The following is a 10,247-nucleotide window of genomic DNA, read 5'->3' as shown; positions in this document are numbered from 1 at the left end:
GGTATCGGGGTATAGGCCGGGGGGATAGGCGCGGGGTTTACGCCAGCGATCCTGCTCAGCAGAGCTGATGGCAGCGTGGTTTGACACTGTGGCCTTGTGCAGATCCTGCTGGTTGGCGGCAGGCTGGCGATACGGTTTGTTGCATCCGATTGCACTGTTTCTGACCAAAGAATGACAAGGCTTTGTAAGGATTGGTGTTTTCCCGTATATCCCCCATCTGCCAACAGGTTTATTCACAGCGATTGTGGGTAACTCGGGAATTGTGAATAACTTTCTACGATCTTGTAACTGGGTGGAACAGCCCGCACCGTATAATCGGTGCCCATGATGTCTCGCTGTCCAGGGAACGCCGTTCGCCATGACCAAACCCACCGATGAACGCCCGCGCAAGCGCGTCAGGCTGTCGCCTGCCGTACGGATTGAGCAGATCCTCGATGCCGCGCTGGTAGAGTTCTCCGATCACGGTTTCGGTGCGGCGCGTATGGAAAACATTGCCCGCCGCGTGGGGATGTCCAAAGCCGGGCTGTACGCGCATTTTTCGGGCAAGGAAGCCATCTTCGACGCCTTGCTGGAAACCATTCTGGCACCGGACTTTCCCAATGAGGTCTGGCTGCGTCAGGATGGCCGTTCGCTCGAAGCGGTGGTCGATGAGTACATGGATGAAATCTACTGTACGCTCAGCGACCCCAAGGCGATGGCGGTGTTGCGTCTGGTGATTTCCGAAAGCGGGCGAGTGCCGCAGCTGATGCAGAAGTGGCGCAACGATTTGCAGCATCACCTGGAAGAGCAGCAAGGCATCATCAACGAATGCACCGCGAACGGCAGCCTGCGTGCCTGCGCGCTGACCGATTGTTTTGCCATTGCTTTTTCGCCGGCACTGTATTGCTCAATCTGGCAATTGATCTATGCTGAATCCGATTGCGCGGAGATGCTGGAAGCAATACGCAAGGCGCACCGGCAGTTGATGCTGGATAGCTTGCGGCCGCTGATAGACAGCAAGCGCGAGGCCTGAGGGCTGAGGGCGGCAACTGTCGTCAAAGCCCCTCAAGCGATGATGGACAGCAGCAAAGGCGTGTGCGCCCAGGATTGGTTCAGCACGGATGGCGGCATGAACTGGTACCACGCCATGAACATGGCGGCACAAACCAGCCACAGAACGGCCGCGCGCCGTATCTTGCCCGAAAACAACCAGACGACACACAGTGTGGCGCAGATTGCGATGCCCAGCGCTGCCGGTTCGCTCCAGCGAGCCGTCTGATACAGCAGGGTACGAATGCTCCAGGCACTTGAGGCGGTGAGCAGCATGACAAAAACCACTGCCTGCACAAGCTGCATGAGGCAGACCCTGGCAGAGTCGGGGCGTTCTGGTGCGGAAGGAGTGGTCGTGGACATGGCGGAATGGCGCAAAAAGAAAACGTAAAGCCTGGTCAGCTTCTGAATTCAGGGCTCATGGAATGATCCGGGCGATATGGGTGCCGCGTGGGTGCCGCGCATGGCGGGCGGGAACCTGGCATCCCGATCAGGTTCTGATTTTATACCGACTTTTTGGTCGTTAAGAGTATCGCATGGATAAAAATTTCGATGCGCAGGTCTTGCATTTCCCCTTGACAGATCCGAGGATGAGCCTTGATGCATTGCCGACAGGCTAGGCGCTGACAGCTGATGCGGCGCCATGGCAGACATGCCGGCGCAAGGCGGCTTGACGCATTTGTCCTTGAGGTGTGATGCTTTTCGGCGGACGGTAAACCGTTTATCATTTAATAATAAGTTTTTTCTGTTATTACCACTGGTAATTAAGAGGTGGGTAATGAATTGCGCACTCATTGAGTCCTTCTACGATCCGTCAACGGCGACGGTGACGCATGTCGTTGCGGACCCGGCGACCGGGCAGGCGGCCGTCATTGATAGCGTGCTGGATTTCGATGCGGCGGCAGGCAGGATTTCGCGACAGAGTGCGGATCATGTGCTGGAGGTCTTGCGTAGCCGGGGTTGGACGTTGCAGTGGCTGCTGGAAACGCATGCGCATGCCGACCATTTGTCCGCTGCGCCGTACCTTAAGGCGCAGGCCGGCGGGGAAATTGGCATTGGCAGCCATATTCAGGATGTGCAGCGTGTATTCAAAGGCATTTATCACCTGGAGGATCTGTCCACCGACGGCAGGGAGTTCGACCGCTTGTTCGATGATGGAGACAGTTTTCAGCTGGGCCAATTGACGGTGCAGGTCATGCATACGCCCGGTCATACGCCGGCCTGCCTGACTTATGTGATCGGGCAGGATGCCTTTGTGGGCGATACGCTTTTCATGCCGGATTACGGCACTGCGCGTTGCGATTTTCCAGGGGGGGATGCTGCCACCCTGTTTCGTTCCATTCGACGGGTGCTGTCCTTGCCTTCCGAGACCCGCCTGCACCTTTGCCATGATTATCCAGCCGAAGGGGTGGCGCCGCGCTGGGTGACGACGGTTGCGGAGCAGCGTGCCGGTAACATCCATGCTCATGATGGCGTGAGCGAAGCCGAGTTCGTGCAGATGCGTACGGCGCGCGACCGGACCCTCTCCATGCCCAAGTTGATCCTGCCCTCGGTACAGGTCAATGTCCGGGCAGGACGTTTGCCGGAACCCGAAGGCAACGGCGTGCGCTACCTGAAATTGCCCTTGGATCAATTCTGATACCGAAGTTTGCGCCGGCATCACGCTGCTCCTGATCCGGTCTAGAATCTGGCCGGGAATAAGTGCCATTTTCATTAACCAGGGTGCATCATGAATCCAACGGACGCGGCACAGGCCGGCGCCATCGCAATGCCGGACAAGCGCATGGTGCGCTTGACCATTTTTCTGAGTGTCAGCCTCTCTACGCTGGGCGTCACGATCATCCTGCCGATTCTGGCGCCTTTGATCCGTGAACTGGGACTGAGTGAAAGCCAGGGCGGCTGGATGGTTTCGGTCGGTTCGGTCGTCATGGCGCTGTGCGGTGCCTGGTGGGGGCGCCGCAGTGATGCGCGGGGCCGCAAGGCCGTTATCCTGGCTGGCTTTGCCGGTCTGTGCATCAGCTATCTGGTTTATACCGTGATCATCGGCCTGGGCCTGTATGGCGTGGTGGGGGGCATGGCTTTATTCGCCCTGCTGCTCGCAGGGCGGGCTTTTGTCGGCGTGTTCCTGCCGGCCGTGCCGACGGGGGCGCAGTCCTATATGGCGGATATCACGACGCCGGAAGAGCGCAGCAGCGGCATGGCGGTGATCGGGGCGGCCAACGGCGTGGGAATGGTGTTAGGGCCGGCATTGGCCGGGGCGCTGGCGATTTTCGGGCTGATCTGGCCCATGGTGCTGGCAACGATCCTGCCTTTGCTGGCCTGGTTCGTGGTTAAGCGTGTGCTGCCTGCAGCGCCGCCGCGCAATCAGGCGGCAGGGCCCAGGCTCAGTCCGCTGGACCGCCGCTTATTGCCCTGGCTGCTGATTTGCCTGATCAATATGCTGTGCATCGTGACGCTGCAGATCAGCGCAGGGTTCTATTTCCAGGATCGCCTGGGTTTGACGGCAGCCGGCACGGCACGCGTGCTAGCCGGGGCGCTGACCTTGGTGGGCGTGGTGTTGATGTTGACCCAGGTGGTGCAGATACGCGTGTTGCGCTGGCAGCCACGGCGGCTGGTGCTCGTGGGGGCCGCGCTGGTGGCGGCGGGCTTGCTGGTATTGCTGAGCACGCGCAGCATGCCCATGTATTACTTGGCGTATGCCTTTATCGGCTGCGGCTCCGGCATGATTTTTCCCGGTTTCATGTCAGGGGCCTCGGTCAGTGTGGATCGTGAGCATCAAGGCGCGGTTGCCGGGCTGATCGCCGCGACGCAGGGAACGGGCGCCATTATTGCGCCCATTGCCAGTACGACCTTATATGAAATCTCCCCGACCTGGCCGTTCTCGGTGCTGGTTGGCCTGCTGGCGCTTGCCTGGCTGATTGCCTTGTTCTGGTTGCGCCGCATGCACGTGACGCGCTGAACGCGCCAGGCAGGTATCGGCCCACCAGGGTGTCAGCCATGCGTGGTGGGGCGGGCTTCCTTGTGCTGAGGGCGTGCCGAAACAGGCGCCCGATGTGTCCGAATGATCGTGAGCAGGCCGTGGGCGGCCAGGGGCAGCGACAGCGCCAGCCACGTGAGCCACTGGCCTGGCAAACCATGCCGGGCCGCACCGGCCAGGACGGCCGGCACCAGCAGGCAAATGGCGGGCCAGCTGATGCGGCCCCAGCGCCTGCCTTCGGACAGGCCGCCCAGCGCAATGGTACCTGCCGCCAGCAACAGGAACAGCGCTGCCTGATGCCACCACACCGGCCATTGTCCTTCCAGCCAGACATAGGCGATGACCACGAAAAACAGCAGAATTCCGCCGCTGGTGACCAGCCAGGTGGGGGCGGCGAACCCAGCGGCAACACCATCAGGCGGCGAGGGTTTGACACCTGCGTAACGCAGCAGGGGCGCATTGCTGGCGCGCCAGGGATTTTCGGACGCTGCCATGCCCGTGACGCCATAGCTCAGCGGCGCATCGGGGTGGACGCGTTCGAAGGTGCCGAAGAGTTTGTCCCAGAAAATGAAGCTGCCGCCGAAGTTCTTGTCGATATAGCGCGCATGCGTGCCGTGGTGCACGCGGTGGTGAGCGGGCGTGACCAGCAGGTATTCCAGCCAGCCCAGTCTGGGCGTGACCGCATTGTGATTGAACAATTGGATGGAGTAGTGCAGCGTGGAAATGGCCACGAACATTTCTACCGGCATCCCGAGAACGGCCAGGAGCAGGAAAAAGGGAATGGAGGTCAGCGAGGAATACCAGGAGTTGCGCACACCCAGGGAGAGATTGAATTTTTCGCCTTGATGATGCACCACATGAACGGCCCATAGCAGGCGGTAGCGGTGATGCAGCCGGTGCAGCCAGTAAAAGCAGAAGTCCCAGGCCAGGATGCCGGTCAGCCATTGCAGCGCCAGTGGCATGCGGGTGAATCCATTGAGGCTGGCATGCGCCGCGATCCAGCCGAACAGGGCCACTTCCACGCCACGAAACAGCCAGAGCACGATATGTCCGGAATTGAGGTTGAAAACCGTATCCCGCCAGTCATGCTCGGCGTGCCGTTGCCAGTGTAGCCAGCAGGCTTCGGCCAGTACGATGAACAACATGAAAGCGATGGGCAGCGCCAGGGCGTTCATGGCAGGGTCTCCCGGGAAGTCGGTGAACGGCGGCAGGCGGCCGTCGAGGCCGGGCGCGGCACGGGCATGGCGGCGTTGGCAGCGCGCTTGCCTATCAGGCCGCAGCGCAGGGCGGCGATGTGCCCCAGCAGCAGGCCGGTCAGCAAATCTATGAATAAGTGGCGTCGCAGCACAATGATGGACAGGGAGATGAGGATCGCCCAGAGCCAGAGCATCAGATTGACGGCGCGTGCTGCGTGTCGGGGTTCATTGCGCCGCAAGGCGTAAACGCTGAGCAGCGTCAGCGCGGCGTGCAGCGACGGCAGGCAGTTTTGCGATGAGTCCAGTTGCATCAGGCGGTTGAGCAGCCAGCCGGATAGCGTGCCGGGATCGGCGGCAGGATAGGCCGCCAAGGTCGTGGGGAACAGCAGAAAGCAGCACCAGGCGACGGCAGCGCAGCCCTGCATGGCAGCCGCCAGCGCATACTGTCGTGGCGGCGGGCAGCGCAGATACGCCAGAGGCACCAGGATAAACATCGACAGATAGGGCCAGATGGCCAGCGGGTCGAATGGCAACAGGCGGTCGGGCAGCCATTCAGGCAGGCTGCGTCCTGGCCCTTGCAACCAGTGGGCGCTGCCGTAGGCCAGGCCGATTGCGCCCCAGCCTATCAGCATCAGCCAGAGTCGCGGCGCAAACCAAGGCGGACGCCAGCCTGCCAGCCAGGGCAAGGGGGCGGCCTGTATTCCAGGTGGCTGGGCCGGCATGATCATGCCTGCTCTCCTGCCTGGGCGGCTGGTGTTTCGGGCAGGCGGCGGATACGGCGACGCTTTTCGTGGGGAGCCTGTTGCGGGAGGTCGCTGCGAAGCGTCCACCGCAAGCGCGAGCCGTCCACGCCATGACGCTCGAAGAGCGCTTGCAGTGTTTCCTGACAGCGCCGCAGTGCCTCGGGGTTGCAGTCCGCATGCAGGATCAGATCGCAGGCTCCCTGCTGCCAGAGGCGGTAATCGGCGTGCAGCGGCAAGGCCTGCGCCAGTGCGCGGCTGCAAACATCGGCAAACAGTGTGACGCGGCCGCCCACCCGGCCGGGCAGCAATAGCTGGTCGTCGTGGCGGCCTTCGATGGCGCTGAGTGCCAGGGTTACGCGTCCGCAGGGGCAAGGTGTGTCGCGCAGCGTCAGGATATCGTCCAGCCGGTAGCGCACGATGGGTTGGGTGCGGCGCGTGAAATCGGTAATGACTGGCAAAAAGCGGTGTTCGTCCAGCCACTGGGGCTCGATGTGGATGAATTCCTCATTCAGATGGAGGGTGCCGTGCGTGCAGGTAGCGCCCAGAAAGCCTTCCGTGGCTTGATAGACTTCCGCGACCTTGGGGAAGGATAGGCGCAGGCCGGTGCGCTCCTGCGGCTCCAGCACTTCAGCCACGGAAACCACCATCTGCGGTGCAATGTCCAACTGTCCGGCAGCCATTTGCCGGGCCAGGGCGACAAGTACCTGCGCCGGGGCAACGATGATGCTGGGCCGATAGGATTCCAGTCGCGCATGCTGTTCTGACAGCGGCGTGAACAGATCAAAGAATTCCAGCGTCAGCCAGCGGTTGTTGACACCTTGATAGAGCGTATTATCGGCGCGCAGGAACAGGGCGACCCGTTCACCCGCCAGCAGGCCGCGCGGCAAGAGCCTGGCAAGAATGGTGCCGGCCCATTGGCGCCGTTCTGCCGGGCTGGCAACGAACAACCCACGCCGCCCCGAGGTGCCGGAAGACAGGCCCGGGCTGTACTGCCCCGCCAGCTGGGAAAAGTCGCGGCTGCGCTCGGCCTGCAAGGCACACGCCAGCAGTTCATCACGCTTCAGGCCGGCCGTATTCATCTGGTCGAATTCCGCCATCATCAGGCTCTTGTCCATCAATGGCCACTGTGCCAGCGGCAAGCCGATGAACGGCCGGAAATAGGGGCTGTGCTGCAAGATATTGTGCTGGAAATGCAGTAGCTGGCGCTCCTGGTGCGCCTGCAGCGCGGTGCGGCTGGCAAAGCGCAGCCGGCGCGCGCGCTGGTAGTGCCAGAGGGTAGAGAGGGTTTCCCAGGTGCGGCTCATGTCAGATGTCCCCTTCATGGCTCAGGAGGATGCGCACCTGCCCGCCACGATGCAGTTCACCCAGCTGTTTCAAGGTGTCGTAATAGGCGGGAACATCATGCAGAACCAGATGCGCGAGCCGCGAAGGCGGTGTGCCGTCACGATAGCTGGCAGGCGCCCAGGCTGCGTCGCTGGCCAGCAAGGTCCAACCCGTCTCGGTTCGGACAAAAGCGCCCAAATGGCCAGCTGCATGTCCAGGTAGCGCAACGATGAAGACTTCGCCGTCCGCATCCGGCAAAGCCCAGCCTTGTTTGAAGGGCAGCAGGGCCGCTGGCAAGGCAACGCGGGGTAACGCTTCCACGGGACGCAGCCGTTGGGTGAAGTCTTCAGGTATCAGCCCAGGCACAAAGGCCTGGCGCAACGCTGCCCAGCCGCGCAAGGGGCGGGTAGCCGCCCAGCCTGAGCCCGAGCAGTAGATGGGCAAGGATGGAAAATCGCGCAGCCCGGCGATGTGATCACCGTGAAAATGCGAGAGCAGGATGCCATCCAGGTCGCTGATGGCAATGCCTTCCTGATGCAATTGCCATACCAGGGCGTCTGCTGTTTCAAAATGAACGGGTGTGATGCGCCGGTACAGGCTGATCAGGCCGCGGCGAGTTTGGGTGTGGAAGTGGCTGGCGTAGCCGGTGTCCCAGATCCATTGGCGCCGAGCGGTACGAATGCGCCAGGCACGCGCGGGAAAACGGCAGATGCGCAGCCCGGCACCGCGCAGCGCCATGCAGGCTGGATGGGTGCAATAGCCGGCGACATAAGTATGCAACTCAGCCATGGCGGTTTCCGCCAGGTGTTCTAGCCTGCAGCCATCGGGCGGTCAGGCGCACGCCGTCTGCCAGGCGGATTGGGGGGCGATAGGCAAGTTCCGCAATCGCCCGGGCCGGGCTGAGCGTCATATCGAAATTGACGGCGCCGATGCTGTAGCGCGTCAGCATCGGTTCATGGCCGCTCAGTTTGGCTGCTGCCTCCATGGCGGCAGCGGCCGCGCTGAGCAAGGGATAGGGAACGGACTGGATTCTGAGGTTCAAGCCCAGTTCCGTGACCAGCAGCTGCTGCAGGATGTCGGCCAGACGGACAGGCTCGTGGTTGCTGATGTTGTAGATGCGGCCATTGGGTAAGTCCGGCTGGGCGGTGGCCAGCATCATGGCGTGCACGACATTGCCTGCATAAGTCATGTCCAGCAATGCGGCACCGCCACGAGGCAGCTTCAGGACACCGCCGCTATCGCTTTTCAACTGCGCCAGCAGGCGTGGCAGCAGCACGCGGTCGTGCGGCCCGAAGATGGCGCGTGGCCGCAGCAGGATGAAGCGCGTGTCTGGGCCGACGGCCGACAGCGTCGCCAGCGCCTGTTCGGCTGCATGCTTGCTGCGGGCATAGTCATTGGCGAAACGGGCCGCGAGGAACGTTTCGGGGACGTCATAGCGGTGCTGGAAATCAAAATAGAGAGAGGGGGTGGAAATATGGACGAAACGCGGCACGCCTGTGCGAATGGCCGCCTGGGCCAAGGCAATCGTAGCGGAGACATTGATGCGCTGGAAGTCCTGTGCCGGCCCCCAGGGCGAGGACAAGGCAGCGCAATGCCAGACGGCATCGGCGTCGGCAAGCAGGCTTTCCAGTTCTGCCGTGCTGGCCAGCGTCAGATCGCAGGCGCGAAAACGAATGCCCTGCGCTGCCAGCGCCGCACCGGCGATGGCGTCGCGGCCCGTAGCGATGGCGTGATGGCCGTTTTCATGCAGCCATTGGACGGCGTTGCGGCCCAAGCCGCTGGTCGCACCCGTTACCAGGACACGGGTGCCAGGCGCCAGCCTGGGCGGCATGCGTGCTGTCGAGAGGGTTGGGGTGGTGCTGGTCATAGTTGCCAGGCCAGGGCGGCGAGCGTCAGGCCGGCACCTGTACCGATCAAGGCCGTGGGTTCGCCCTGCGGTAAACGCCCCGTCTGCCGGGCCTCGTGCAGCGCGGTGGGCAGTGAGGCTGCCACCTGGTTGCCGTGGGTGGCATAAATGTCTATCAGCTTGCCGCCGTCTATGCCCAAGCGCTCACGCATATGTGACATGCCCAGATGGCTGGCCTGATGGGGGATGACAAGCGCAATATCGTCCAGTGTCAGGCGCGTCGCCTCGAACAGTTCTTGCAGTAGTGCCTGTATCAATGGCGCTGTTTGGCGAAACAGTCGGGTGCCTTGCATCCGGAACAGGAAGTCGGTGTCATCCATGCCGCTACGCGGGTTGCGCCGGGTGCCGCCGGCACGTATTTCACAGAGCGCCGTATGGTTGGAGTAGGTGTGTTGCCGAAAGCCCAGCAGGCGTTGCACTCCGTTACCCTTTTCGACAATTGCGCACGCGGCGCCGTCACCAAAGATCAAGGACGACTTCGGATCCTGCCAATTCACGCCGCGTGAGGCAAGGTCGGCGCAGACAATGGCAATGCGCCGATACGTGCTGCTGTTGAGCAGTGCCGCAGCCGTGTGCAGGGCAGTGATGAAACCGAGGCAGCTGGCATTGATATCAAAGCCGGGCGTGCCGGCAGGCAGGCGGGCCTGGGCCAGCACATGCGCGGCAGAGCATGGCAGGGCTTGCACGGGAATGGCGCTGGCGCTGATCAGAAGGTCTATGGAGCCCGGTGCAATATTGCCTTGCCGCAAGGCGTCATGCAGTGCTTGCGCGGCCAGCCAGGCCTGATCATCCTGCGCGTGGGCAAGATGGCGGGACTGGATGCCGGATTGAGCCAGGCTATAGCCGGACGGTCGGCCCAGTCTCAGATCGAGTTCGTCCGCCGTAATACGCTGGCCGGGTAGGGCTTTACCCGTGGCAAGCAAGGCCAAGGGTAAGTATGCAGTAGAAGATGAATGGGCTGGCATGCCTGCTTTCTAATCCTGCTGTCCTTGCAAGGCAAGGAAAGACGGGCAGGTAATTTATCTCAAATTGTATGCAACATGGCCAGGGAAAGAGAGGTTGACTTGCCTGGA

Annotated in this window: 10 protein-coding genes; 3 read left to right on the top strand and 7 right to left on the bottom strand. The window is 62.0% G+C overall.

Annotated features, from left to right (window positions below; translation table 11 throughout):
- Positions 1-358 precede the first annotated feature (358 nt).
- Complete coding sequence (locus tag ACNA1V_RS16480; RefSeq protein WP_415834676.1) at positions 359-1,012, top strand: TetR/AcrR family transcriptional regulator; 654 nt, start codon at positions 359-361, stop codon at positions 1,010-1,012.
- A gap of 32 nt (positions 1,013-1,044) precedes the next feature.
- Here the strand turns inward: ACNA1V_RS16480 and ACNA1V_RS16475 are convergent, their stop codons facing one another.
- Positions 1,045-1,335 carry a hypothetical protein gene (locus tag ACNA1V_RS16475; protein ID WP_415834675.1) on the bottom strand — a complete coding sequence of 97 codons (291 nt, stop codon included), beginning with the start codon at positions 1,333-1,335 and terminating at the stop codon, positions 1,045-1,047.
- 472 nt (positions 1,336-1,807) lie between these two features.
- Here ACNA1V_RS16475 and ACNA1V_RS16470 point away from each other — a divergent pair, with 472 nt between their 5' ends.
- Both ACNA1V_RS16470 and ACNA1V_RS16465 read left to right on the top strand, forming a co-directional pair.
- Positions 1,808-2,668 (top strand): MBL fold metallo-hydrolase, encoded by an 861-nt coding sequence (locus ACNA1V_RS16470; protein WP_415834674.1) that lies wholly within the window; start codon positions 1,808-1,810, stop codon positions 2,666-2,668.
- A gap of 90 nt (positions 2,669-2,758) precedes the next feature.
- Entirely contained in the window at positions 2,759-3,988 is a 1,230-nt protein-coding gene (locus tag ACNA1V_RS16465) for an MFS transporter (RefSeq protein ID WP_415834673.1), read from the top strand.
- 32 nt (positions 3,989-4,020) lie between these two features.
- On the opposite strand, the gene ACNA1V_RS16460 is transcribed toward ACNA1V_RS16465, so the two are convergent.
- From ACNA1V_RS16460 to ACNA1V_RS16435, 6 genes are read right to left on the bottom strand one after another with little or no spacing between them, the layout of a single operon-like run.
- On the bottom strand, positions 4,021-5,181 hold the full coding sequence (locus tag ACNA1V_RS16460) for a sterol desaturase family protein (protein WP_415834672.1): 1,161 nt from the start codon (positions 5,179-5,181) through the stop codon (positions 4,021-4,023).
- A complete protein-coding gene (locus tag ACNA1V_RS16455; protein WP_415834671.1) occupies positions 5,178-5,930 on the bottom strand; it encodes a phosphatase PAP2 family protein in 753 nt (250 codons plus the stop codon). The genes ACNA1V_RS16460 and ACNA1V_RS16455 overlap by 4 nt, the downstream gene beginning before the upstream one ends.
- Positions 5,927-7,249, bottom strand: a complete 1,323-nt coding sequence (locus tag ACNA1V_RS16450) for a F390 synthetase-related protein (RefSeq protein WP_415834670.1) — start codon at positions 7,247-7,249, stop codon at positions 5,927-5,929. The genes ACNA1V_RS16455 and ACNA1V_RS16450 overlap by 4 nt, the downstream gene beginning before the upstream one ends.
- A 1-nt stretch (position 7,250) precedes the next feature.
- Positions 7,251-8,057, bottom strand: a complete 807-nt coding sequence (locus ACNA1V_RS16445) for an MBL fold metallo-hydrolase (protein ID WP_415834669.1) — start codon at positions 8,055-8,057, stop codon at positions 7,251-7,253.
- Positions 8,050-9,135, bottom strand: a complete 1,086-nt coding sequence (locus ACNA1V_RS16440; protein WP_415834668.1) for an NAD-dependent epimerase/dehydratase family protein — start codon at positions 9,133-9,135, stop codon at positions 8,050-8,052. The genes ACNA1V_RS16445 and ACNA1V_RS16440 overlap by 8 nt, the downstream gene beginning before the upstream one ends.
- The gene (locus tag ACNA1V_RS16435; protein ID WP_415834667.1) at positions 9,132-10,103 is read right to left on the bottom strand and encodes a 3-oxoacyl-[acyl-carrier-protein] synthase III C-terminal domain-containing protein; all 972 of its coding nucleotides are present in this window, start codon (positions 10,101-10,103) and stop codon (positions 9,132-9,134) included. Before ACNA1V_RS16435 ends, ACNA1V_RS16440 begins: the two co-directional genes overlap by 4 nt.
- Between the last annotated feature and the right edge of the window lie 144 nt (positions 10,104-10,247).

Source organism: Kerstersia similis, assembly GCF_965139615.1.
Classification (GTDB): Bacteria; Pseudomonadota; Gammaproteobacteria; order Burkholderiales; family Burkholderiaceae_B; genus Kerstersia; species Kerstersia similis.
The sequence above is the reverse complement of the archived record's forward strand: the minus strand, read 5'-3'. Positions and strand labels throughout refer to the sequence as shown.